The sequence below is a fragment of the Rhodococcus sp. KBS0724 genome (genome assembly GCF_005938745.2).
Classification (GTDB): domain Bacteria; phylum Actinomycetota; class Actinomycetes; order Mycobacteriales; family Mycobacteriaceae; genus Rhodococcus_F.
The window spans coordinates 1,929,019-1,955,026 of record NZ_VCBX02000001.1 but is presented as its reverse complement, the minus strand read 5'-3'; the positions used below and the strand labels follow the sequence as shown (position 1 = coordinate 1,955,026).

General features: G+C 60.1%; 20 protein-coding genes. 4 read left to right on the top strand and 16 right to left on the bottom strand.

Going from position 1 to position 26,008, the window contains the following annotated elements; translation table 11 throughout:
• The first annotated feature begins 76 nt into the window (after positions 1–76).
• Complete coding sequence (locus FFI94_RS08990) at positions 77–847, top strand: hypothetical protein (RefSeq protein ID WP_138872660.1); 771 nt, start codon at positions 77–79, stop codon at positions 845–847.
• A 790-nt stretch (positions 848–1,637) separates the two neighbouring features.
• On the opposite strand, the gene FFI94_RS08985 is transcribed toward FFI94_RS08990, so the two are convergent.
• The 7 genes from FFI94_RS08985 to FFI94_RS08955 all read right to left on the bottom strand — a co-directional run bounded on the left by FFI94_RS08985 (position 1,638) and on the right by FFI94_RS08955 (position 12,644).
• Positions 1,638–3,488 (bottom strand): TerD family protein, encoded by a 1,851-nt coding sequence (locus FFI94_RS08985; protein WP_138872659.1) that lies wholly within the window; start codon positions 3,486–3,488, stop codon positions 1,638–1,640.
• Between the two features lie 62 nt (positions 3,489–3,550).
• Positions 3,551–4,042 carry a hypothetical protein gene (locus FFI94_RS08980; RefSeq protein ID WP_138872658.1) on the bottom strand — a complete coding sequence of 164 codons (492 nt, stop codon included), beginning with the start codon at positions 4,040–4,042 and terminating at the stop codon, positions 3,551–3,553.
• A complete protein-coding gene (locus FFI94_RS08975; RefSeq protein ID WP_138872657.1) occupies positions 4,039–4,893 on the bottom strand; it encodes a ParA family protein in 855 nt (284 codons plus the stop codon). Before FFI94_RS08975 ends, FFI94_RS08980 begins: the two co-directional genes overlap by 4 nt.
• Before the next feature lie 33 nt (positions 4,894–4,926).
• Complete coding sequence (locus FFI94_RS08970; protein ID WP_138873687.1) at positions 4,927–7,851, bottom strand: Z1 domain-containing protein; 2,925 nt, start codon at positions 7,849–7,851, stop codon at positions 4,927–4,929.
• Positions 7,848–9,359 (bottom strand): ATP-binding protein, encoded by a 1,512-nt coding sequence (locus FFI94_RS08965; protein ID WP_138872656.1) that lies wholly within the window; start codon positions 9,357–9,359, stop codon positions 7,848–7,850. Before FFI94_RS08965 ends, FFI94_RS08970 begins: the two co-directional genes overlap by 4 nt.
• Positions 9,352–11,445: a hypothetical protein gene (locus tag FFI94_RS08960; protein WP_260683962.1), complete on the bottom strand. Its 2,094-nt coding sequence runs from the start codon at positions 11,443–11,445 to the stop codon at positions 9,352–9,354. The genes FFI94_RS08965 and FFI94_RS08960 overlap by 8 nt, the downstream gene beginning before the upstream one ends.
• Positions 11,446–11,543: 98 nt before the next feature.
• On the bottom strand, positions 11,544–12,644 hold the full coding sequence (locus FFI94_RS08955) for an LLM class flavin-dependent oxidoreductase (RefSeq protein WP_138872655.1): 1,101 nt from the start codon (positions 12,642–12,644) through the stop codon (positions 11,544–11,546).
• A 300-nt stretch (positions 12,645–12,944) separates the two neighbouring features.
• Here FFI94_RS08955 and FFI94_RS08950 point away from each other — a divergent pair, with 300 nt between their 5' ends.
• Together FFI94_RS08950 and FFI94_RS08945 are read left to right on the top strand one after the other, a co-directional pair.
• Complete coding sequence (locus tag FFI94_RS08950; protein WP_138872654.1) at positions 12,945–13,946, top strand: MBL fold metallo-hydrolase; 1,002 nt, start codon at positions 12,945–12,947, stop codon at positions 13,944–13,946.
• 88 nt (positions 13,947–14,034) lie between these two features.
• Complete coding sequence (locus tag FFI94_RS08945; RefSeq protein ID WP_138872653.1) at positions 14,035–14,889, top strand: hypothetical protein; 855 nt, start codon at positions 14,035–14,037, stop codon at positions 14,887–14,889.
• 48 nt (positions 14,890–14,937) lie between these two features.
• Here the strand turns inward: FFI94_RS08945 and FFI94_RS08940 are convergent, their stop codons facing one another.
• The 5 genes from FFI94_RS08940 to FFI94_RS08920 are packed head-to-tail and all read right to left on the bottom strand — an operon-like array spanning position 14,938 to position 21,127.
• The gene (locus FFI94_RS08940) at positions 14,938–15,912 is read right to left on the bottom strand and encodes a TauD/TfdA family dioxygenase (protein WP_138872652.1); all 975 of its coding nucleotides are present in this window, start codon (positions 15,910–15,912) and stop codon (positions 14,938–14,940) included.
• A 54-nt stretch (positions 15,913–15,966) separates the two neighbouring features.
• A complete protein-coding gene (locus FFI94_RS08935; RefSeq protein WP_138872651.1) occupies positions 15,967–17,667 on the bottom strand; it encodes an ABC transporter ATP-binding protein in 1,701 nt (566 codons plus the stop codon).
• 33 nt (positions 17,668–17,700) lie between these two features.
• A complete protein-coding gene (locus tag FFI94_RS08930; protein WP_138872650.1) occupies positions 17,701–18,558 on the bottom strand; it encodes an ABC transporter permease in 858 nt (285 codons plus the stop codon).
• Complete coding sequence (locus FFI94_RS08925; protein WP_138872649.1) at positions 18,558–19,514, bottom strand: ABC transporter permease; 957 nt, start codon at positions 19,512–19,514, stop codon at positions 18,558–18,560. The genes FFI94_RS08930 and FFI94_RS08925 overlap by 1 nt, the downstream gene beginning before the upstream one ends.
• A gap of 8 nt (positions 19,515–19,522) precedes the next feature.
• On the bottom strand, positions 19,523–21,127 hold the full coding sequence (locus FFI94_RS08920) for an ABC transporter substrate-binding protein (protein WP_138872648.1): 1,605 nt from the start codon (positions 21,125–21,127) through the stop codon (positions 19,523–19,525).
• Between the two features lie 381 nt (positions 21,128–21,508).
• Between FFI94_RS08920 and FFI94_RS08915 the strand changes: the two genes are divergently transcribed.
• Positions 21,509–21,934: a nuclear transport factor 2 family protein gene (locus tag FFI94_RS08915; RefSeq protein WP_138872647.1), complete on the top strand. Its 426-nt coding sequence runs from the start codon at positions 21,509–21,511 to the stop codon at positions 21,932–21,934.
• Positions 21,935–21,937: 3 nt separating this feature from the next.
• On the opposite strand, the gene FFI94_RS08910 is transcribed toward FFI94_RS08915, so the two are convergent.
• Genes FFI94_RS08910 through FFI94_RS08895 form a run of 4 tightly spaced genes read right to left on the bottom strand, consistent with a single transcriptional unit; the run spans position 21,938 to position 25,980 of the window.
• Positions 21,938–22,171, bottom strand: a complete 234-nt coding sequence (locus tag FFI94_RS08910; protein WP_138872646.1) for a hypothetical protein — start codon at positions 22,169–22,171, stop codon at positions 21,938–21,940.
• A 57-nt stretch (positions 22,172–22,228) separates the two neighbouring features.
• Positions 22,229–23,749: a hypothetical protein gene (locus FFI94_RS08905; protein WP_138872645.1), complete on the bottom strand. Its 1,521-nt coding sequence runs from the start codon at positions 23,747–23,749 to the stop codon at positions 22,229–22,231.
• Between the two features lie 27 nt (positions 23,750–23,776).
• Positions 23,777–24,361: a hypothetical protein gene (locus tag FFI94_RS08900; protein WP_138872644.1), complete on the bottom strand. Its 585-nt coding sequence runs from the start codon at positions 24,359–24,361 to the stop codon at positions 23,777–23,779.
• Positions 24,361–25,980 (bottom strand): DUF4407 domain-containing protein, encoded by a 1,620-nt coding sequence (locus FFI94_RS08895; protein ID WP_138872643.1) that lies wholly within the window; start codon positions 25,978–25,980, stop codon positions 24,361–24,363. Before FFI94_RS08895 ends, FFI94_RS08900 begins: the two co-directional genes overlap by 1 nt.
• Positions 25,981–26,008 lie beyond the last annotated feature (28 nt).

Here is a 26,008-nt window from a genome sequence, read left to right as displayed (position 1 = left end):
GGAGCCGACTAACTCAATCCCGGCACCACGCCGGCGACCGCAGCCATATGTCGGTGAGCCGTGCCAGGATCGGCACATGCAAATCGAGGATGAAGGATTCGAGCCGCCAGAGGCGTGCGTTCAATGGTGTCAGGCACGGGCTTACGATCTGCACGTACTCGATGACGGAACCCGAGTAGATCTGGACTGGTGGAATTCGCATTTACTAATGGCCAAACACGAGATCCGATTGCGTGGAAGAGACGACGACGGAAAGATTGTCACTGCCGGAGTGGGAACGGTGCAGCGCAACGACCTTCACCCTCGCAGCGAACTCATCGAAGCCGACCATGCTGGCCTCGGCCTGCTATTTCTATGCGCGGCGTGGCAGAGCGCTCAGCGCAGTCGCCGATTCAATCGCAGATTCCCCGATGTCTTCGACACGCAGGTCAACGAAGGCGATGATCCGATGAAGTCGATCAAGTCGGTCCTCGATTACTGCATGAAGTCTCGAACCTTGCCGAATGTCCACCGTGACACATGGTCGGGGTGGCCAGTGACCCCGGGCGTTGGAGTCTCACTGCTATCGGCATTCATGTGGGCTGCTGACGTAACAGTAGAAGGCGGCCGCGCACAGTTGATCGACCAGTTCGGTGTCTCAACACTGATACACGAAGGTTGGCTGGAAGATCCATCCGTCAGCAGTTTCACGTTGCGTCGTTATCACCGCTACAACCAGTTGGTCACCTCATGGGCTACCAAGGCCCGGACAAACCCCGAGCTGATCGAGATATGGCTGGTAAAGCGGTGGACTGCCCGGGTTACCGAGGCTCGTCACGGCGAACGTGCAATGCCCACGCTGTTCTGAAGTCCAAGCCACATAACACATCGACCGCATCTACACCGTCGCCAGCGACGAGGCCGGTCACTTAGCCACGCCCGCTCCAACGAAGCCAACACCACCCAGGATTAACAGTCCCTGCAGCAACCTCCAGAACAATGCCAGTCGAGAAGTAACCATTTTCTGCACCGGGAGCTATTTCGACCAACACGCCGTCAGGTGCAGTCAACCTGAAGGTCGTATTCAATACCAGGCTTCCATGGTCCGACAGATACAGCGTCACATTTCTATCGAATCCTTGGCGTATGACAGTGCCGCCGCGGACGGACAGCCGAGATCTCCGAAGCCGAAACCGACTTCATCTGTCTCACAATTCTTCTCCGCTTCCCGACCACGTCGTCATTTTTCCGTCAGGCCCCGAGATCACGCGCCTGCCCTCCGCCGCACTGAATTCCCAGGCTTCATTCTCGCCGTATGGAGCCTCTAGGCGAGTACCCCCTCAAACGCCACGAACAGCGAACCAACGTCGTTACTATGCGCGCTCAAACACCGTCGGTTCGCAGCCGCAACGCCGCGTTCACACCCACTCCAAGATTCGACTGCGTAACTGCTAAACGCCCGTACCGCGACTCATCGACAAGTTCGAATTCTGCGAACTCCAGAGTAGCGCTACCTTCGAATTCAATATAAATATCGACATCTACGAGGATGCGCGTGACCGATTGGCCCGCTAAACGTAGTTCCATACCTTTACCATCCTGCCGGAGTGGAAATGGCCCAAGGCCTCTCCTGGCAGTGTGCGATCACGCGAGTACGTTCAGTCTTCATCTACCTCAACGCCGTAGCCGACTGCCATCGCACCAAGATCGTGATCGTAGCCCTGACCAACGGCGCGGAGACGCCAGACATCTCCGCGCCGATAGATCTCCGTGAGCACCATCGTTCGTTCAACTGTCCCGAGATCAAGTACAAACGTTGCAAATGTTCCGTCAGACCCGTCAATACTGACAGTGACTGCTCCCAGGTCACCGAAAGTCCGTTCGCCGTCGACAGCAGCTGCGATCACAACACGCCGACATTCAGCAGGTAACGCATCGAGATCTGTCCGGATACTCTGCTCGCTGTCCCCGTCAACGGAAAGCTCAACTGCGCCATCTTCGTCCGCGACGTTGTTGTAGAAAATGAAGTCTTGATCGGAGTCGACCTTGTCCGTGTCATCAAGAAGGAAGGCGACCACGTCTACATCGAATTCTCCGCCGACGTTCTCCGTCCGCCACGCAACATTGACCGACCACGCCGACCGAGCTGCGGGAAGATCGATAGCCTCGCCACGAATCAAAATAGGTGCAGACAAACGTGATTCAAGCTTCATGTGCTCCGGAACCACACCGGAAACCAACGCCTCGTTGACATCGGATTCGGCTATCTGTGGGAGCCCTCGTTCGGTAACCCTAGCCATCCGCTTGTCAGACTGGCCTCCGTCGAGCATCAAGACGTCAGTGACCGCAGTGGTCAGATTGAGTGATGGCCGGGCACCTAATTGAACAAGACGTGACCGCATAATCACACCGTCGAGATGACTGCCACCAAGAATCAGGACCCGACGGCCATTCCACGCCTTCGCTTTTCGGTTCGGATCTGGTGAGGCAGCTGCAATTGGCGACCGGACAACAGGGGCTGGCCCATCCAGCGACTGCACCGGCACAACGATTTCCGGGACCAGTGACACTACGATCGGAGCGCTATCTGTCTTGAGCACACCCGGCAATGCTCGCGCCAACAGTTCGTCGAGCTGTTGCTCCGAGATGACGGGGATACCGTTGGCGCCGGCCTTACGCACCTTCCCGCTTTGCGACGCGGGGTTCTCACACACCACAACACTCGTCTGTCGACTAACTCCGTTCATCACGTCAAACCCTGCCTCGGTGAGGCGGGCTGCCAACGCAATTCGAGGAGTACGTGTGGATCCGCTGATAACAACCTTCATCCCCTGAACCAGGCCGTGCGCAAGATCCAGGCGCCCAGGATTGGCAAACGACGACGGCATCCGCTTGATCTGTTGTGGGTAGACAGTGACACGACGGTCATTGCAACCGACCACAGGCAGCGGAAGCTGAAGTGATTCTGCAAGTGTTGCGCTCCGCCCGAAGACATCGACAAGCACCCGTGCGTCGTCATACGCATCATGCGCGTTGAACTGTTCGATCTTCCAGTACTCTGCCAAGGTTTCGAGGCGATGGTTCGGTACATCCAGCTCCAATCGACGCGCCAGAGCAAGCGTGCACAGACGATTGTCGACCGGGGCACCAGAACCGACTCTCTGGAATTCAGCGTCGAGGAAGCCATAATCGAACGACGCATTGTGCGCCACCATGGTTCGACCGGACAACAACTCAGCGAACTCGTCGGCGATGTCCTCAAATCGTGGGGCGCCAGCCAAACGATCAGGCGTCAGGTTGTGGATGTGGACGGGTCCCGGATCGCACCCCGGATTGAGCAGCGTCGAGAACTGCTGTTCAACAGTGCCATCTTCTCGAAGAACCAATGCCGCGATGCTGAGCATGCGATGCGACGCTGCCCGCAGGCCTGACGTCTCGACATCGACAACCACCCAGCGGTGATCACCCGGCAGTCGGTAGCTCTCTGCTTGGCGAAGCGTGCTGGTCATTGAAATACCTCCGTCAGACAACAGTGAAAACAGACGAGCCAGTTGCAAATCAGCTCCCCGACCTACCGGAACGCACTGCCCTTCGAGGTCAGTGCCTTCACTCGCTCGACGGTCCAGACTGCAAGCACATCCACTTTGCGCTTGCGACCCGTCTCCTTGTGCGTATCGATTTCCTGTTCCGCGATGATGTCCTTGATCCCGTCCGCATCGAGAGCTGAAAGACGTTCCAACAGAACCCCTTCCCCATCATCCTTGAAAACATCGAAGGGGTCGAAGGCCCCCGGCTCGCGTTTCACCTTCGGTGCCGCGGCCCGACGACGGGGTGCCGGCGCAGGAGCTGTTACCACCGCGGCTGATCCGTCGGACGGAACCGCGAAAGCCTCTTCGATTGCCTTCGCGAAGCGCGGGGTACGAGCGGCTTCCTCCGCAACTACCTGAACCAGCTTAGCCAGCAACACTGATGCCGAGGCATTCGTCGCCCCCAGCTTCAAGAGCGCAGCACCGGTTTCCTGCACCTGCACCCGACGACGCGCTTCATCGATACCCGCACTCATAGCTTCGCCTGCGCTTCCGTGAGAATGTTCTGCGTGATCGCACGCATCTGATCGAACTGACCTGCGTTGCCGTACTTCACTTTCAAGGTTCCGTACGGATGAAACTCCGCTGATGCGGCAATCTGATTCGACTCCGCGAGATATTCGGGCAATACGTGTGGGACGTTGGGATCGCGTCGAAGATTCCTGACGGTGGTCCGGTGCACCGCGGAATTCGACTTGTACTTGGTGATCACCAACCCCAACTCGAAGAGCTCACGGCCGATTTCCTTGCCGAACTTGGCGATATGCGTCTGGATCTGCGGAATGCCGTACGTAGACAGCACATCCGGGATCGTGGGAATAACATAGCCGTCAGCCATTGCCAAACCATTGAGCGTGATTGGGCCCAAGTTGGGTGGGCAGTCGATCAGCACGTAGTCGTAGTAATCCATCACGGGGGCCACAGCGTCGCGCAACAACTCGACCGGCTTGGTGGAACTTCGGTCAGCCACCCGAAGGGCACTGATCTCCTCCTGCAACTCGATCAGATCGAGCGACGAGGGCAGCAGATCCACACCGGTGACGCGTTTGACCGGCGAGACCCCACGCTGAATTGTCCCGTGCAAGTCGAAGTTCGACGTACCTTCAACCGCATCACGGAAGATGGTGGCGCTGGTGAGCCCCTTCTTGTTCAGCTCGAGCCAGTGATCCTCACTGATCATCATGGTGGTGAGGTTGATCTGCGCATCAAGGTCGATCAGCAACACACGCTGCCCGAATTCGAGCGACATGAACTCCGCCAACCCCGCCGTGATCGTCGTCTTACCGACGCCACCCTTGAGGTTGATTGTCGCAATGGTCTTTGCCATCAGAATCCGTCCCTGTTCTTCACCGCTACGCACCTAGTTTGCATCGACTATCGCACCTGTTCCTGATTGTTTGACCCGAAAACCGATCCGCCCCAACGGTTCCGCAGCCTGCGGCAGCGCATACGAGAACAGTGTGGCGAAGTCGCGCGAATCCACCGGACCGGCCTGTGCCCGCTTCAACTGACGTGGACCCGGGTCGTTGGCAAACACCAGAATCAACGCGCCGCGAGTCTTGCGGTGCAGTGCGCCGGCAAGAGGCCCACCGTTCTTCTTCGGACTGCCGGCAATGTGTTCGATGGCATCGCGCTCACGAACAGCGGTGCCGGTGAAGCCCGTCCGGTACTCACGCTCTTGACGCTTACGATTGACGATCGGCAGTTTCTCGTGCCAGCCCTTGATCTCGATGGGCTCACGCGTTTTAGGTTGTGGCAGGAGAACTGCGAAGTCCTCGAGCAAGCCTGCCTCGATTGCTGCCGCGAGCGCCTCACGGTGCGGTCCGAAGCTCCAGCCCGTCGCCCACTCGAATTGGTCGACTCCGTCCAGAACAACGGGGGCCGGGACAATTCCGTACCTTGCGGAGAACGATCGCACAACGTCGTCCTTGTCCACAAAGTTGAAGGTCCCGGAATCGTTCAGCGACTTCAGCATCGGACCGACAGCAGCAAAATGTCTGGCATTGATCGAGCCGTCACCACGCGGCGGCTGCATCGTGAAACTGAAACTCTCGCCGCCCATACCGCGATAAGCCAGCTCGGCGTTGAACATCTTGTTCCGCGCAGTGGGCTTGAGCCACGGCAGCTGCTGGAACACCATCGGCGGAACGTCGCGTGGGGTAACCCACGGCTCGCCGTTCTCGTTCACACCGCTGAACCTGGTGAGCTCACGCCGGAACTCTTCCTCGTCCTGCACGATAGCCTCGAACGCCTTGTACATGTCGAAGTCGGCACCGGCCGGTCCACCGACGGAGCGACCGATGAACAGCCGTACCAGGTCTCGGTAGCCGGGCCGGAAGCCGAACCACCGGCCCATCTGCATCAACGTGTCGGCTTGGCCGGTTCTGCGGGTGTAGTAGGTGATGGTAAGTCCCTCGACGGTGAAGCCGCGACTCAGCTTCGTGCCGCCTACGAGGACCTTCCACACTCCTCGTTCCTGGAAATCGAGAGAATCCTGGTTGTAGTCCTTCTCCGCCGCACCATTGACCACGATGACGGGGCTGGTGCCCTCGGAAATCTTGTCGTAGGCGGCGCCGATGAACTCCTCCAACTCGGCAAACGACCCAGGGTTCGGCAGTTCACTGCCCCGAGCCGCACTCACCACCGCAAAGTCCTCGGCCCAGAGCTTGTCGAGCCTGGAAAGACTTTTGGCCTGGCTGTATCCGGCCGATTTCCACAAAGCTTTGAAGTCGTCCGCTACAGCATCATGCTCGGCCTGCTTCACCGATTCGTGCACCAGCATCGTGTGGTGCCGATACGGCTTGGCGCCCTTCGATTCCCGGAAAAGCTTGATCGCCCCGGTCAGGACAAACGAGTCGAGGGCCCGCAATTGCTCGGCAGAACGATCCTCGTCGCACTCGGCCCGGAGATCTCGTACGTACGCTTTCTCGTTCGAATTGGCCGGCGTCTTGTCGTCGTCCTCGACGTCGTCGAGATCGTGGAAGTCCGCACCACCCATGTACGGGCCGGGCCGCTCGAGACTGACGATGAAGTCCGAAGGAAAGACATTGACACTGTCTTCCGGATCGACAAACACGTTGGCAAAAGGTGTTGCGGTGTAACCGATGTACTGGGCACGCTTGAGAAGACCAAGGATCTCCGCGATCTGGCCGTTGATCGCCGTCCGCTCGATCTGCTCGGTTTTCATCTTCTTCGGATCAATTGTGTTCACCGACGCCTGATCTGCCTCGTCGTCGATGATCAACGCTGGGATCTGATCGAGTTCGGTGGGAACTTTCTTCAGGTCCGCGACCAACTTCTTGAGGCTCGAGACATTCTTCTTGACCACAGCGATCCGAATATTGCTGGGGTACAGATTCTTCGGAGCATTGAGCGGAAGTGAGTGATCCACTGTCTCGAAGTGCAACGCGCTCAAGCCCGCAAGCAGGCTCTTGTAGTCGAACGTCGACGTGGTGAGTCGACGAATTGCGGGAATCTCGTTGGTCTTGTTGGGATCGATTTCGTGCTCGAGAAAGTTCCCGTCGCGCCAATCTTCGTCGTTGGCGTAATCGTCGTCGACGCCCGCGCTGATGTTCTGGCGACCGACCAACTCCATGTCGAGGCGTCGCTGCGTCTGGCTCCTCAGAATCTCGATAGTGCCGGTCAACACGATGACCAAGCGGTACCCGGCGTCGATTGCCTTGGCCACTACGCCACTGAAATTCGCCGTTTTTCCGCTCTGGACATAGCCGACCACCAGTCCCTTGGACTGATACGGCTCCGGCCTGGTTGGGTCGGCGAGCCGGTGAACGACCTCAGTGGTTGCTACATCCAGTTCGCCGATTGTCTTCTCGTCCCAGTTCTTATCCGCCAGAACTCGCTTGTAGGCACGCCAGTAGAAGTCGTGCTCGCGCCTGCGCTCTGCGGTGTACCAGGGATCCCACGGCTGCTGAGCCGCAATCACCACGGGACCACCTTCGCGAGGAAACTTCGCGCTGAGTTCGTCGTGCACGTGCGCGGGCAGTCCGAGCAATTCGTAGACCAAGGTTCGACGCTCGCTGCTCTGGGCGGCGGTGGCGCCGACCCACGTTTCAACGCTCTCGGCGTCCCACTGACGCAATCGTGAACGCAGAGCGGTCCGCACGGCAACAGCACTGTCGTCGAGGAAGACGTCAACGATGTCGGCGATGGTCAACCCGTCGGGATAGCTGGCCCGCAACCGTGCATTGACCGGGTACAGAACGTCTTCGGGTGGAAACCCTTCGCCCAGTTCGCGTGCCACAGCACGGAAGACTTCCTCGCTCACTGCGCTACCTGCTCTCGATGTGCCGCCATTGCCGAGATCAGGACTTCCTGCCACGCCTGCATCTTTTCCTTCTGCCGCGCGCTGATCCTGATGCCCTCGAACATTTCACCGACCAGCAGATAGATCAACGACTTCAGCACCGGCGCGTCCGTGGTGTCGAGACTTCGGTGCCCCAGCAGGTCGCGCCGAAAGCGCGCATTGATCCACAAAGTTCGCGTTTTGAGGTCTACTTCGAAGAATTGATCTCGCGCCAATGCGCGCCATCCGATGGCAACCGGATCGGCGCCAACGGTGAATTCGAATGCGTCGCTGAATGAATCGAGCACATCCTCGGGCAAACCCGAAGAAGGCTCTACGACGCTGATCGGCCGGGGCTGATGACTACGCGCCGCGCGGACCGAGTTTTCGGCGTCGTCGAGATAGGAGCGGAAGTTCCCGGTTCCGCCGGAGAATACCGCGCTGTCGAGGGCAGCCGCTGCAGTCGCATCAAGAGTGACTCCCGATTTTTCGGGATTGATCGTGATGTGCTGCAACACGTTCTCGTCAAGGTCGACCGCAACGCGGGCCAATCCGTAATCCGGACGCCCCCGAACAATCCCGTTCCAGCCACCGATCTGCAGGAGCCGATCGTGTCGATAGAAGTACAACCCTTGCTGATCCCTACCAGGCGCACCGCTGAGTCGAAATTCCGGCGCATTGCTCCGAGCCGGCCAGATATGGGCATTGGCAACTAAATCCGATCCGTCGACCGACGCACTCAGCTGCTGCGGGTAATTCGGGGAACCGGTGCGCGGGTAGGAGAACGGATCGAGCGCACCCACCGAGCGCAACGCCCCGGCCCGGCCTGCCTCGAGGTCGAAGACATCGATCGTCAGTGCGACTCGGCCGGATTCGATCAGTCGATGGAACACCACACCGAGGTGGTTGCGCACGTCGTTGATGGTTTGTTCGAGCCAACTGGTCTGCTCGTCCTCGTTGGCGGACATCAGAAATGTTGTGATGTCGCGCCATTCGACGATGGTGCCGGAATCGAACGGAAAGCGCGGAGTGACGGCATCGAAGAAAGCTGCGGCCTCCCCCTCTTCGATTACTGAAACCGCCTGGCGCCCCTGCCCGGAGTTGATCTCGCGGCCTTGGGTGGGATTACCCGAGCGCCTCGACCACACTCGCAGGACCCGGGCCTGACTGAGCGATGCGGCCTTCATACCAACACCGAAGTGACCCAAATCTGCTGCGCCGTAATCGCGTCGGCGCCCGTAGGTCATCGCTGCGTCGATCGTGGCGGCGTCCATTCCCAGGCCGTCGTCTATCAGCATCATCGAGACAATCCGAGTCCCGTCCTGCACAAAGCGAATCAACACGTGCGCGGCACCGGCGTCGAGACTGTTATCCACCAGATCTGCGAGCGCGGTGGTGATGGTGTGGTGCAACCCCACTGCGCCGGCGAGGGATTCGTCAGCTGATAGCGCCTTCGGGCCGACTGTCGCCACCTCCGAGATGTCAGGCATCGCCAGCCTCCGAATCTGCGGATCCTGCGGTGTGAACCCAGGCCGCTTCCAACAGATCGAGGATTGCATCCTCACCTCGATCTTCGTATGCTCGCAACAGCTTTCGCGGCCGATCTTCGCCGGGGAGACTCACCGCTTCGGCGAGAATGCGCACGACGTGCCGATCGGCGGTGCGCAACGGTTCACGGTTGCCGATTTCGGCAAGTGCTTGTCGCAATGGATCGACATCGGCGTGCACAACGACCGGACGCACCACCCGGAACGTCCCGTCCTGCCACAATTCGAGCAAGATGTCTTCGCCCACGACCGCGGACAGCTCACGGAGGAATCTACGGATTGTGCCGAAGGTCGGCTGAGCACCACTCCACCGAACAGCCTGAACACCAAGATGACTCTCGAGTTCCACGCTCTCGCCTCGCACACAACCGGCTGCGACCGCCACACCGGCCGGCACCGCAAAGCTCGAACCCCGCACATGCTCTGACGTGACCGTCGTACGGTATCGCCAGACATTGCCAGAGCGGTACAGGCGACGCGTCTGCTCCGGCGGTTTGGCTGTATCGCGTGAGCGCTTACGTCGAACGATTCCATCGCCGCCGACGTTGAACTCACTGGGTTCCGGAACAGCTTCGTCTGCAATGGCATCCGCACTACCCCAAGCCTGAAGGTGCCACGAACCGGCGTCGAGTACGACGCGATCATCCGCTTCGAGGGCCCGCTCGATCGACCGTTCGGGGCGATCTGTCTTCAGCAACTCCGCCAGTTCGGGAACAGTCTTTGGCGTCCCCAACGCCTCCAGTGCGCCGACTGCCAGGTCGGAAATTCGGCGCGCCCTGGTCAAAGCAGACCCGGAAACAACGGTGATTCCGCACCAGTCGAGCCACTTCTCGAGCTCACCTCGAGACATCGACACCGCATCTACGACGTCGCCGAGAGCTACTACGCCGTTGGGTGATTCGAAGTCCTCGAGCAATGTCTGGGTGCGCTTCTTTGCTGCCGCCACCCCGGGCGCGGCAGCCCAACCATCGGTGACCTCGAAGTAGTCGTCGAGCCGATCGAGAACCAACCACAAGGGAACGCCGTACCCGGGCACCTCGGCGGCGATGCTCGGATGCAATTCCAGAAGGCGCTCGAGCGAAGCTACCGGCTGAATCTCGACGCGCAAGCTGGCAAGCAAGTTTCCGACTGCAGTTCCGAACCCACAGGCGTCGTTGATCTTTGCTTTCACCTCGGCTTCGATTTGCCCTACTCGTCCCGAGCCCACACCAATCTTCGCGCCGACCGCTCCTCGCCGCTGCGGCACCGGCGCCACAATGCGCTCCCGCAAGACCAGCGACTCACGTTCGTCGAGTTGTGAAAATAGGTTGTCGATCTCGTCCATCGCGTCGGTTCGATGCACGGCAGGCAGATCATTTGGTGTCAACGCGGAAATTCGGGCTGCCAACTCCTGGATAGGTTCCGGCGACTCGTCATCGATCTCGACGGTGACCAACGGCCGCGCATCCTGACCGCGGACCCGTCGCCACACCGCCAACTGCTCGAGATCGTCGAGTAAGGCAGTGATCGCGGGCGGGGCCGCTCCGTCGTCCGCTGTCTCGATCCGTGAGCGGGGATCCGTCATCACCGCACACACGAGCAAGCTGTGAACCACATGGTGAACTGTCTGCTCGCTGGTTCCGCGAACACCGAAAATCTCCGCAGTGGTGTGAGTCAGCAGTTCGCCGACATTCGCGTGCGAGGCCAAACGGGCCAGCGACGTCACGGCGCGTGTATCGAGCCCGAGCGCACCAAACGGCACACTCGGATCGAGGAGCGGGAAACTCTCCCTCAAAACCGCTGACGAATGGTGGGAAATGTAGAGCGACGCCAATTCGGACAGCAGTTTTTCGAGATCGACTTCGAGGACGGTGAACGACGGCGACTCACTGAACCACCAGTCCGGGGACGGCGCCAGGGGCTCGAGTAGGGCGGCACGGTCGGACACATAGTCGTCCAGCCACGGCAGAATATCGACCCAGAGCGTGTCCGACAGTTCTGTTGCGGGTAGCGAGTTCACACCCAACGTCAACGCACTACTCCCACTCACAGAACTTTCAATGCAGTGTAAAACCGACCACGATGTCGGTAATAAGCTACTGCAGGCTGTGGCTCGTCGCAGCGTCGGACCTGATTACACTCGCCGGCTCAGTCGAGCGCGGTGAAACCCTTCGCCCGATCCGCATCTCCGACGCTCCACAGGTTGGTCGACAGTTCCGCCTTCACGAGGGGAATTACTTCTTCGGCAAACCGGCGCAAGGTGTCCTTCTGCTGCTCGAAGTCGAGGACGTGATTGATGGATACGGACTGGAAGTCGTGACCGTAACTCTCGTGGTAGTCAAGGATCTTCTCGGCGACGCGCTCCGGCGACCCGACCAACGCGGGTCCACGGTCGACGGCTTCCTCGATGGTCCGGAAGCTCGTCGTCTTACCGACCGCCTTGGGGTCGTGCTTACGCTTGTCTTGCTGCGCGACAGCCCCCTCGTAGATGGGGCGGAATTCCTCGACGGCTTGTTCGGTGGTGTCGGCAAGAAACAGACCACCCGACCCGGAGCCGACGTAAGCCTTGGACGGATCATGCCCGTGAGCGAGATACTGCTCGCGGTAGTGGTCGATGAGCACTTTGTAGTTCTCGCGGGGCTGGAGGGCATTGGCCGTGACGATGGGGTCGCCCCACTGTGCAGCAAGCTCGACTGCCTCGAAGGAAGTCGCGGACCCGTGCCAAATACGGAAAGGCCCGTCGTAGGGCCGCGGTAGCGTCGTTGCGTCCTCGAGAGAGGGCCGATGGGTACCCACCCACTTGACGTTTTCCTCGCTGATCAGGAGTTTGAGGAGTTCGTAGTTCTCGGTCAGGTATTCGTACTGCTTGGAGATGTCGAGGCCGAGCAACGGGTACTGCAACACCTCGTTTCCCTTGCCGATCACAATTTCGAGTCGCCCGCGGCTGAGTTGGTCGATGGTTCCGAAGTCCTCGGCCACCCGAATCGGGTCGAGCAACGACAGGACGGTGACACCCGTCGAGAGCAGAATTCGGTCTGTGGCCTGCGCGATTGCGCCCAGGACGACCGTCGGCGCAGAGGACAGAACCGGGCCGGCGTGACGCTCCCCCACCGAGAAGGAGTCGATACCCAACTCTTCGGCGAGAACCGCGAGTTCGACGACGCGATTGAGCCGGTCCGACGGGGCTACTGCCTCTCCGGTCACTGGATGAGGTGGGTTGAAGATGATGTCCAGAACCTGAAAACGCATGACCCGTCTTTCTCGAGAACCGCCGCACGGCGCCTGTCCCTCGACACGCTAGTTCGCTCACCCGCACCCAACCGGCGTGGCGCGCTAATGCCCAAACCAATCGATCGACGAAACATGCACTGTTTCAACAGTTCTCCCTGAAATCCGGCCGATTCGTGGCTAAAACTCTCGACGATCCGAAATAGAGGCCGCTGGTCACAGATTCCCGCCAAGTAGGACCTGCGTCACGGCCCAAATGAGCGCACGGTAAACATGAAGGACATAGAAACAGATTCCTTAATCGGTAACGAGGTACTAAAGATGAACGGTGCAGCTGCCATCGGAGATGGCATATTCCAGATTCCGGTCCCCATCACCGACAACCCACTCGGCGCAACGCTGGTGTACGCGATGGAGTCCCCGAACGGCCTGATCCTGGTCGATGCCGGTTGGGACGACGACAACGGCTGGCAGGGCCTCAATGCCGGGTTAGCGGAGATCGGTCATTCGGTCACCGATATCGAAGGCGTTGTGGTGACCCATTTCCATCCCGATCACACCGGACTGTGTGGACGCGTGCGTGAAGCCTCTGGTGCCTGGATCGCGATGCACGAGGACGATCACGACCTCTTCAACAAAATGGCCAGCAGCAAGGGCGAAGAGTGGATGACCCACCAGCTGGCCAATATGGCCAAGGCCGGAGCCCCGGAAGCTGATCGCGACGCATTTCGGCAGGCAACCAACGAGAACCCGCCGACGAGCGCGGACTCCGCTCCCGACAGGGTCCTGTCGGACAACGAGATCATCAAACTCACCGGCCGCGGACTTCGCGTCGTCTACACCCCTGGTCACACCCCCGGGCACGTCTGCTTCTATCTCGACGACGCAAACGTCATGTTCACCGGTGACCACGTCCTGCAGAAGACAACCCCGCACGTCGGCAACTTCACGTATCCCCTCGAGGAACGTGACGCCCTGGCTGATTTCTTCGCGTCACTACGACGCGTCCAGACCATGGACATCACACGCGGGCTCGGTGCGCACGGCATCCCCATCGACAGTGTGGGTGGCCGCGCCGGCGAGCTGATCGAGCATCACGAGGAACGTCTGGATCACCTACTCGAGGCATTCGGCGATCAGAAGTTGACCGTGTGGGATGTTGCGGCACATATGAAGTGGTACAAGCCGTGGTCCGATATCTCCCCGATGGGCAAGACCATGGCACTGTCCGAGGGCGCGGCTCATTTGCGTCATCTGGTTGCGCGCGAGCAGGTTACGCAGGTGTCCGACACCGAACCGGCGCTGTTCGCCCGTACGTACTGAAATGACCGGTCAGGGCCGGCAGCACAGTCGGCCCTGACCGGTGTCTTGATCGCTGCACTATGTCGGCACCCCTTGCAATACTGTGCAGATGATTACGCGCAGCGCAGGTCAGCACGTATTTCTCGCTCTCGGCACACCCTGGCTCGACGCCGCGGTGGCATTTCTCGAACCCAAGGCGAAAGTTGATCCGTGGAGCTTTCACGGTGACATGGCTGCCGGCGATATTCTGATCACCGTCTTGGACACCGATCCCCGAACTGTCCTCTGCGCCGAGACCTTGACCGCTGCGTTCTCCGACGACATGTCCCGCATGGAGGTGAGCGACCAATTCGACACCTTCCATCGACTCCCGCTGGTTCCGGACATAGAGAAGATGTTGTCCATCCAATTCCCCAGGGAGACCGGTCAAATCGACAACGCGCTCGGTGACCGCATCCTCCGGGCGCTCCACTCCACCGTCGGTCCCGCTTGCTTCGAGATCGACACCACGGACCCAACGTCAACCGCTGCGCACGCCCGCACCCTGATCGGCAGCTACGGCACATGCACCGCCTGTAGTGCGCAGCTGCGGTTGAAAAAGTACACAGCAGGCGATTCGATGCATTTTCACTCGGCGTCGCGCGTCTTCAGACAGTTCGAACCAGGAGACGACTGTCCGGCCGTTCTGTGCCGAAAATGCGCGAGCAGAATCGCGCTATCCGGATTCACTAATTTGGTTGAATATATGGTCTCGACACACCCACCATGCCCGCAGTGCCGGGCCCACTGGACGTCGAGCTGTTCCCCCGGAATGCCGGCCTACCTCCACAACGAAATTCCCTGGATCTCGGTCACCGGGTGCGTCGTAGGCCCGGACACTCCCAAATGGAGTTGCCTTGCGTGCCATCACTCCTGGGGTCAGATGTTCGAGCTGCCCCCTGAACGCGACGAGCGCGTTTGGTGACCGCACTAGCGGCCACCAAACGCGCTTCGTTGTCAGATCTGCACTAAATCAGTTAGCGGCAAACCCGGGGAGCCGCTCGATGTCCGCGATGATCGAGAACTCGGACGCGTCGCCCTTGATGATGCGGCTGGACTCGCCGTGAACGTCCACCGGTACGTCGCCGGCCAACGTCACTCGGTGCACACTGCGCGCCTGAGTTCCGTAATCGGAGACACCGTAGTGCTGAGTAGCCTGGTTGTCCCAGATCGCCAGATCTCCCGCTTCCCAGGCCCAACGAACCGTGTTTTCCAACTTGATGACTCGCGCCTGCAACAGCTGGAACAAAGCAACCGACTCCGACGGCTTGAGACCGACAAACTCCTTGACGAAGTGTCCGAGAAGCAAGGTCTTCTCCCCCGTTGCCGGGTGGATGCGCACCACCGGGTGCTCCGTCTCGTAGATCTCGCGAGTGAACTCACCGTAGTTGGTCACACGCTGCGCGTTGCCCTGCTGCACCTTGTCCACGATCTCGGCGTAGTCGTAGGCATTGGTGTGCACAGCACGCAGATTCTCCACCAGAACCTTCAGTGAATGCGGCAACTGGTTGTAGGCCGCCGTGGTGGATGCCCAGGTGGTTGCTCCGCCGTACTCGGGAATTGTGGTGGGGCGCAGGATCGATGCTTTCGGGATGCGGTCGATGAATGTCACGTCGGTGTGCCAGCTGCTGGCGGCACCGTCGAGAACCAGCAACTTGTTGTCCGCGGACTTGAGCGTCGGGTGGGTCGTGGTCTGCGTGCCGAGCGTGCCGGCAAATTCGTACTGCGACACGTCGTCGAGGTGCTGCTGTCCGCGGAAGAACACAACCTTGTGGGCGGCAAGTGCGTAGTTGATTGCATACGCGGTCTCTGCAGACAGGTCACCCGAGAGGTGGACTCCGTCGATACGTGCGCCGATCAGTTCGCCCACCTTGTGGACCGTGATTCCACCGGCTGCATAGATTTCTTCAGGGGTAAGTACGGCGCGGTCGAGTTCGGTGATAGACATGAAATTCTCCTGTGGAGTCAGAGTGAAAGTGTGAGTGTCGTACGTGCGGATCGGTCAGACAGCAACAGTCAGGCTTGGCTCCACTGGTACAGAATCCCGGCCTTGACGCTGGCGCAGCGGATCCGGAAGCGGCACCGCCGCAACCAGTTTCCTCGTGTACTCCTGGCGCGGTGAGCTGAATACCTCCGCAGCGGGGCCCTCTTCGACCAATTCCCCACTGCGCAGCACCGCTACCCGGTCGGCCACCTGATGGACGACGGCCAAGTCGTGGCTGATGAACAGGCATGCGAATTTGTATTCCTCTCGTAGGTCGGCAAAAAGTGAAAGAACGTCAGCTTGAACTGAAACGTCGAGCGCACTGGTCGGCTCGTCGGCAACCAATAGCCGTGGTCCGAGTGCAAGTGCCCGCGCAAGCGCCACCCGTTGACGTTGACCACCAGACAGTTCCCCGGGCGCCCGGTGTGCAAACGATCGAGGCAAGCGGACCGATTCGAGCAACTCCTCGACCTTGTTCCGGAGCAGGGCGCCGGTAGCAAAGCGGTGTACCTCGAGCGGTTCGCCGATGCTCTGTCCGACGGTTCGCCGGGGATCGAGTGACGCTGCCGGATCCTGGTGGATCAGCGCCATACCCTTGCGCAGACCCCGCAGGTTAGCCGCGGATATCGTCCCCAGATCGGTTCCGTCGAAGCTGACAGTGCCACTGCTCGCCCGAATGACGCCCAGCGCGCTGCGACCGAGAGTGGTTTTCCCCGAACCTGATTCGCCGACCAGTCCTACTACTTCACCTGGCCGCACACTCAGACTCACCTGATCGACAGCCCGAAACGCCTTGTTGCCCAGACGAGCCGGGTACACGATCGACACGTCGTCGAACCGGAGAATCGGATCGGCGAGCGACCGTTCGAGATCATCGACCAGCACGACTGCCGGTTGAGCGTGCTCGGCTTCCGGCAGCCGTGGGACCGCCGCCAGCAGAGCCTGGGTGTAGCTCGCGCGCGGTGACGCAAACAGATCGAAGACCGACTGCTGCTCCACCACTTGACCGGATTTCATCACGAGCACCCGGTCGGCGATATCAGCGACGACGCCCATGTTGTGCGTGATCAGCAGAATCGCGGTCCCAGACCGATCGCGTAGCTCCCGGAGCAACTGCAGTATTTCGGCCTGCACTGTCACATCGAGCGCAGTGGTCGGCTCGTCGGCGATCAGCAGATCCGGAGAGCCCGACAACGCCAGCGCAATAACTACGCGCTGTTTCTGACCGCCGGAGAGCTGATGCGGATACCAATCGACCCGACGCTCCGGCTCCGGAATCTCCACCATCCGTAGCAGTTCCACGGCGCGGGCCCGAGCGTCGGCCCGGGATATCTTGCCGTGCGCCCGCAGGACCTGAGCGATCTGCCACCCCACCTTCTGGACGGGGTTGAGTGCGGTCTGCGGCTCCTGGAACACCATCGCGGCCCGGGTACCACGCAGCTTGTTCAATGTGGCCTCGTCAGCTCCCAGAACCTGCTGGCCACCGAGTTCGATCGACCCGCTCGCCTGCGCCCCTTCCGGCAGCAAGCCGAGGACTGCGCGCGCCGTCAGCGACTTACCTGATCCGGATTCTCCAACCAGGGCCAGAATTTCACCCTGTCCCACTTCGAGATTCACGTGGTCGACAACGGTGGTCGATTCACGTCGGGAATCCGCCGTACCGAACTGGATCACCAGATCCTCGATGGCGAGAACCGCCTGCTGCTCTACTGCGTTCATGTTTGTGTCCTTGAAAGTGGTAGTTAGGCAGTGTCAGATCCGACGAGCTTTGCCGAGCGCCTGGGCGATCAGGAGAAAGCTCAAGACCAAGGCGGAGACGATGATCAACGGTCCGACGGCATAGGCGGGATTGGCGTCGAGGTTGGGAATGGCGTCGGAGATGATGGACCCCAATGACGGATCCGGTGGTCGTACACCGATTCCCAGGAAGCTCATCGCGCTTTCGGCAAATACGGCCACCGACATCGACAGGGCGATCTGCACGCCCAACGGTTCGACGACGTTGGGCAGCACATGCTTACGCAGTACCCACCAACGGCCGGCCCCGATCACTTCGGCGGATTCCACGAACGGCAGCTCGCGAACCCTGAGCACACTGGTACGCACGAGGCGCCCGAACATGGGGATCTCCGCGGCCACGATCACGGCGATAACCGGCGTGACACCGGGACCGGTAATCGCTACCAGCGTGATCGCGAGAATCAGCAGCGGGAAAGCAAGGATCACATCGAAGATTCGTTGAGCAATGACATCGGCAACAGGATTGATGCTCGAGATCAAGCCGGCAAGCGAACCGATGATCGCACCCAATGGCACCGCGACAAGCACGATGACGAGATTGATGCGGATACCGTACAGCGATCGAGTGAAGACGTCGCGGTTCACCTGATCGGTGCCGAACCAGTGTTGTGCGCTGGCGCCCAACAGGTTTGCACCCTCAATCTGTTCGTTGGGGCCGTAACTCGTCAGCAGTGGTGCTGCAATACCTGCCGCTGCGATGACGAGCACGATCAGGACGCCTGCAAGCCCCTGGCCGTGAGTCAGGGCCTCGCGCACCGGACGCGAACGCCTAGTCGACGGCGCGTCCTGCAGTTGATCAACGACAGTCATTACCGTCCTCCAATGCGGATACGCGGATCAAGGTAGGCGTGCACGATGTCTGTCAACAACTGAATCAGCACGAAGATCGTGACCGAGAGCAGCAGAAGAACCTGCACCACCGGGTAATCGCGCCGGCCAATTCCCTGCTGAATCAGTTGACCGATTCCCGGCCAGGCAAAGATCGCCTCGACCAGCACGGCTCCACCAAGTAGATGCCCGGTCTGAATTCCGAGGACAGTCAACATGGTCGGTAGCGCATTACGTAAAGCACTACGAGTCACCAGGTTCCAGCGCGTAACTCCGGCAGCCTGAGCGGTGATCACATACTGCTGCGCCATTTCGGTGCGCAGGGCCTCCGAGAGAAATCTGGTCAAAGCTGCTGTGACCGGCAGTGCCAAGCACAGTGACGGCAGCACCAGGTACTGAAGCGTGATGTCGGGACGAGCCAGGTATCCACCCGGAGGTACACCACCGGAAGGCAGCACCGGAATCAGCACCGCGAAGACCAGGACCAGTAGAACACCCGTCACAAAATTGGGCAGCGCAACAGAAAGCGTGTTGAGCACGTTCACCACACTGGTCAGCCACTTCTTCGGCCAGACCACCACGGCGACACTGAGAATCAGGCTCAGCACTACCGCCAGCAGCAACGCGCTACCGGCGAGCACCGCGGTATTTCCCAATCCCGCCAGGACGAGGTCCGAAATCTGACCGCCCAGGATAAACGACCGACCCAGATCCAACGTCAGGACGTCGCCGATCCACGACAGGTACTGAGCAGGGATCGACTGGTCGAGCCCAAGCGAATGACGAATCGCCTCAATCGATTCCGGTGTGGCATCCGGACCTGCCAGCGCCAAGGCCGGATCACCGGGAACCAGTCGCATTACCGAGAAAATCAACAACGACGCAAGAAAGAGAACCACCACCGCCGACGGTAGTCGGCCAAGGACATAGCGAAACATGTTCTCCCCTAAGCCAGGAAGGTGTTGGCGAACTGCGGCTGACGGCCCTTGGTCCATGAAAGATCTCGCACGGTGGAAGCAGCTGATACCTGCTGGACCACCACACCGATCTCGATCAGGAACAACTCGTCCAACAGTTGGGTGCTCAAGTCGGCGTACAGCTTCTTGGCGGCGTCGCTCGAACCGTCCGGCTGCTGCCACGCCGCGTCCGCGGCAGCGGAGTACGCCGGCGAACTGAACTTCGACGCATTATGTGCGGCGTTGAACGGGTAGGCACTGACAGTCAGGGTCGACGGAATGTACTGCGCAAATGTGTGACTGGTCAGCCAGAGCCCCTTGAATTCTGCGCCGATCAACTGCTTGAAGAAGATTGTCGCTTCGACAGGATCCAGCTCGACGCGAATTCCCGCCTCCGCAAGATTTGCCTGCACGATCTGCGCTGCTGCTTCGAAGTCCGGACTGGCTCCGGTGTACGTCAACGGAATAGTCGGAAGCGTCCCGACCTCACTCACCAACGCCCTGGCTTTGGCAACATCACGCGCATAGGTGGAGTTCTTGGCTGCGTCGTAGGCGGGTGACGACTTGGGCCACGGCAGATTCACGGCGTAGCCGGCATCGCGATACACCTCACTCATGATGCGTTCCCGGTCGATGGCGTATGCCACGGCTTTCCGGGTTCGCACGTCGGTCAACCCCTCGGCCGTCACGTTCGCACCGATATAGGTCTGCAGTTCCGCCCCGTCGAGCGCTGTGGTCTCGAAACCATCTGTCTTGCCAACTGTCTGCGAGTCACGGAACGTCAGCGACCCCGGCGCTACGAGCGCAACCTGACCCGACTTGAGAGACGTCAGACGCGCTTGTGAATCGGGGACGATGCGAGCCTCGACGCGGTCGAGAAAGGGGCGTTCCGCAACCCAGTAGTTCGGATTGCGATCGAAGGAGATCGAACTGTTCGGAGTGCGCGACGCGAAAACGAACGGTCCTGTCCCGATGAAGGATTCACCGGTGACTGCCTTGTCGAAGGTCTCCGAGTCGAAGATCGGAGCCAGATCCAGCAGGTCGAAGATGTTGCCGGTTCGGTGCGCCAGCGTCAGTACCAGCTTGTTCGGATCAGAAGAGTCGTAGCCGCTGATCGCAGCTGCTGTGCTGCGCAACTGAGCGGAGAACTTGGGATCGGCGTACGTACGCAGCGAAAACTCCGCATCCGCAGAGGTGAACGGGCGGCCACTGTGGAAGGTGACATCGTCGCGCAGATTCAGCGTCAACGTCAGACCATCGTCCGAGAGCTTCCAGTCCTTGGCGAGAAGAGGTTGCGGCACTACGGAATCGAGCGGATAGCGAGTCAGCGTCTCGAAGACAAGGCCTGAGATTGTAATGCCGGCAATTGTTGTACTGGTCAAGAGAGCAGACGGGGTGACGTCGTCCGGAATTGCCAGCGTGAGCGTGCCACCGCGCACCGGATCCACCGATTCACCTGCATCAGAACGCTGTTCACCAACGGCCGAGGAGCACGCAGCCAGTGAGCCGGTACCGAGAATTGCGAGTGCGGCAATAGCGCTGCCACGAAAAAAGGCACGGCGATCGAGCCCGGCCGTCGGAAATGACGAGTTCACGGAGGTGAAGTCCTTCGTATGAGGGTGCGGAGCAACGCGCGCAGAGCGCGGCACGCAAAAGGGAAAGTGGTCGTCCTGGTGGCCTCGAAGAACCCGAACTTCGGATCAGTTCAGCGGGTACTGAGAGCTACACCAGCCGGTGTGGCGCTGAAGAAGTCAGCGCAGACATCGCAGAGGGACGGACACGGTAAACCTTCCGGTCAGATTCAAGGCACTTGCCTTCGTGAACACACTTAATCATTTCCCCTCATGTTGGGGAAATAGTTGGACTCACGGTGATCCGAACTCGCCAATCTCACGTCCGCTCAACGAGACCGGACCTACTAATCCCAGCTCATCGCGGTAGCGTCCGGAAATCCCACCCTGATGCCAAGGAGACAGATGCAGCCCGAAAGCCCGGCCGAACAGATCCGAACCACACTTGCGCGGATCGCCCACCTCGCCGATACGGGGACCGTCGACGATTACGTCGAACAATTCACTCGGCAAGCCGAATGGACGATGCCGGCCAACCCGGACCGCGGGTTGCCCCTACAGGTACGACGCGGCCGCGAGGAAATAGCTGCCGGCGTGCGCGAGCGCCGCACGGCAGGCATTCAGGGTCCGGGCACCTTCACCCGCCACGTCACCACCGCAATCGCTGTCGAGGTCACGTCGGACACAACAGCCCGCGCCGAAGCGGTGTGGACGTTTTACGTCGACACCGCCACGACGCCTCGCCTCAGCGGCGTCGGAAGTTACGCCGACGAGTTCGAACTGGAAGACGGCCGCTGGCGACTGTCACGGCGCATCATCGCGCGCGGCTGACGATCAGTCCTCTTCACCGGTGATCGACTCACACCAGTCTTCGACTTGGTCGATCCCCTCCTCTGTCCACTCCGGGCTCTGATCCTCCAAGGCATCGAAGACACTTTCGCAGGTCAGGGTGTCCGGCAGGCTGTCGGAGCCCGGAGCAGCAGAGCCTTCCGCGGACGCTTGGGCAACGGGACCAGCAACCAGAGCAACTGCCACTGCGCCTGCCCCGACCAGGCTTTTTACACGCATGGCTTCCTCCTCCACACTTGCAGACCTTTTCGGGGTACCCGAATATTCATGCCCTACTCACCGAGTTCGCGATCGGAAAAGGCTGCTGGTCAACGTATCGGCGCGTAGTCGCACGCGGGCGAAAAGCGTTCCTGCCTTGGCCACAATGTTCCCTCGGCCGGTTGCTCCATGACGCACTTCGGTATCGGCGGCACGCATCGCGTCGTTGACGATCGACGTCAGCCCCGTCCAATCAATCTGTTGCAGTGGAACACCCGGAGAATCAAACTGCGGGAGCTCCGGTAGCGGTGGCAACTCCGGCATCGCCATGGTGTCGAAATTGCCGTAAAGCCAATTGAACTCGGCGCCTTGCACCACTCGCTCAGACAACACCGTCGAATCCAGACCGGTCATGGCCTGTGCAATCCCACCCAACTCGGGAACTTCGACGAATCGCACAGCGGGTGGGTCGAAGGCATACACGATGTCGCTGGGCCGCTCGGTGGTTCCACTCGGATTTGATGCGATCAGACGGAACTGCCCAGACTGCCTCAACGTCAACCTGTGCCTCGACGCACTGATGTCGAGTTCTTGAACCTCACCCCAGGGAGTTTCGAGCTTGAGCCTCCGGTGCCCCTGAACACTCCAGGTGAATTCGATGGATTGATGTCGAATCCCGTGTTCAGGATCCGCACCGAACATCTCGATCACAGGCGGAGCCGAATGCACGATGGTCTGCGAGTACAGATACGCGTACCACTCAACGGCCGACGGGCGCGCGCCAGGATCCGACCCCAGTCCTCGTTCGAACATCTCAATTCCGCCGTGATCTACGCGTCCGACCAACGCCGACAACGGTGATGACTGCGATGTCTGCTCAGCAGCAGCACCGAGTACATCGCGAAATAGCAACGACAGTTTGAAGAGATCCGTGCCTACATCTTGAATTCTCTCGTCACCAATGCATTCCGGTGGCGTCATACCAGGCGAATGCACTCCGGGTCCTTGCCAGGGAGACTCTGCGGCGTGCATGAACTCGGAACCGATCATGACCACGTCGATGGGTGAATCGCTCGTGACCACGCGCAGCGGCCCGATGTCGCCGAACACAACACCTCGAGAATGGAGGAAGGCCGTCGCGCGCGCGATCTGAGCACAGTAGGCCGAACGCACGATGATGTCATCGGGTTCGACGATCACCGATGCACCCACATCTTTTGCATGGGCGGGATTGTTCAGCCAGTCCAGAGTTCGAGCTACCGTCACAAGGCCCGAATAGGGTGTCTGCACTTGCTCTTCGAAGCGTCCCGGGACGACGGCGGTCAGGTACCCCACGGCGACACCGCTCGACTCGACAAGTTCGAGTGGCCACAGAAAAGACGCGTCGAGCGTAGAACGATCCCCCGGCGCCAGGTTCGCACGAAAATCGATCAACCACCGCACATTCGCGACTACAACGTCGCTCGCGTTCTCGAACTCGCGGAAGAGACAGCGAAAACCACGCCCGACGCCCTTCGGAGACTTCACCTCCAACGCCGGAAAGCCCTCCGGCGATTCAACATTGCGGAGGATGCTCAGTCTCGTGACATCAACACTCATACCCGACCCACCAGAAAACCAGAGCTATCACGACACCGCATATCCCACACCTCGCATCGCTGCGCTCACAGCAGCGCTTCCGATCAATTCGCCGCACCACTCACCCGGCCGTTCGAGTATTCCTCGCACCAGTATCTGACAGACAGAGACAAAAAGCTCCGGCGTCAGCGAGTTGTCAGCGACTGTCCTTCGATCTCTCGGCCCTATCCGACCATGCACCGTCAGCAACGCCGACGCCGCATCATCCCCGATCAACCACACCAACATCGCAGGTGCCGTGGAGATTTCAGCGTTGCCGCGTTGGCTGAGAACGGCGGGAGCCGAGCCGACAACCACCGACACCACGGTTCGAGAAGGTCGTTCCAGGAAAGGCCGACCCTTCTTGCCGTGGGCGCAGTTGACCAGACTGTTGAAGGACACATGCCCACCGACGTGTGTGACGCTGACAGCAAACAGGTCCGAAAGAATCGGGCGACGTGCACACTCGTCGGCTATCCAGTGCGTCAACTGTTCGACAAGGCCGCGAGCCAGCTCTTTCGCGCCGTCGTCGACCACAACACGAACGTCGATGTGCGAGCGGACAATCCCCTCGATCTCGAGTTCGATGCTCATTACTGCATCGACTCGGGCGGCTGTAGGTGTGAAGCCGGACCGTCGGCCCAGGTCGTCTCGGACATCCAATGCGGCAACGGGCCGGCGGGCGCGCCGCCTGTCGCGGGACTCTGCGGATACCCTCCACCGATATACGGAGCCGTGACCGGGTTGCGCGGCTTGTCCAACACCACACCTGGTGCTGACGACCTCGCCGACGGTGATTGCTCCGACCGACGGGTTTCCACGTCACTCGCCCCGCTTTCGGGGCTCAATCGAGCCTCGCCGATCAAACCACGTTCCCAGTCACGTAGCCGTTCGGTCGACACACGCTTTGCATGCCGACTCCATTGTTCGAGTGCCTCGTCGACGACCTCAGCTTGGTGCGCAACTACTGTCTCGTTGACCTTGAGTACTGTTTCCTGCTGCTTGCTGATGCGGTCCTGCTCGGCTTCGAACTCGGCATCTCGGCGGAACTCCGACACCCGTTTGCGGGTATCGATTTCTTCCGTCGCATCGCGCTTCTCTTCCTCTTCGAAGGCTTCGACCAACTCGTCGTACGGCGTGCGGGTACCGGCGTTGGACATGACTTTGAAGAGCACCGGAAGCAATTCGATCAACATGAACAGCACCGAAACCGCCATGTGCGCCATACCCGCGGTGCCGTCGCTGCCGGAGAGATCGTTGAGTGCTTTGAGCCTGGCGATGATTCCCTTGTTTGCCTGTTCGAGCGCATACGACCCGTTCTGGGCGCTGTCGACCTGGGTGCGCAGCGTCTCGACGTTCTGCTCGACCGCCGGTAGATCACGTTCGGCGTCGGCGACGGCCTTCTCACTCTCCTGCAGCAGGACATCCTTGAGTGTGGCGACGACCGAGGCCTTTTCGACTTCCTTCGCCCCGATCTGCTCGACTGTTTCCTGCCACAGCTTCTCGGCGTCGGACGCAAGTCGCTTCTTCTCGACACAAAGCGCCGCACAACCAGGCACTCCCGTTCCGGCAGTACCCTCTTCTTCTTCAAGGGCCCTCGTCCGGGCCGCGTCGTAATCAGCTTTCTGCTTCGCTGCCGTTGCCTCGAGTTTCTCGATTTCGGCCTGGACCAGTCCAACTTCCGGGTTGGCAGCCGGGTCGGCCGTGGGGCCGGCGTTGATCAACGCACGCATCTGCGCCAACTCGGCTTCCGCCTCGGTCAGGTCGGAACTCAATGTCGAGTCCTTGAGGTCCGTCCTCAATTGCTCTTGTGAGGCAAGGATGTTGCGATTGAGTTGGGTTTCGATTTCGGTCTCGAATACCTTGAGCATCAACGGAGTCGAGATGACAAAGCCGATGACGATCGCCAACACCACTCGAGGAATCGCGAGCATCACGCTGCGCCCAATGCGCTTCTCATGCGAAAGCCCGATTACGAGCAGACGGTCGAGGTTGAGAATCGCCAGCCCCCACACCATTCCGCCGGCAAGAGCCGTCCATCCTGTGGCGATACCAGTGATAGTCAACGCATAGGCAGCTGAAATGGTGGCGAATCCGGCTGTCGTCAACAGCACCGATCCCATGGCCGTCTGCTTGGCGACCGAGCCTGGAAGTCTCTCCAGAACATCGACGCGTGAGCCCGCCAAGCGCGCAAGATAATACTTCTTCGTCATACCGATCCATTTCAATGCCTTCGAGGGA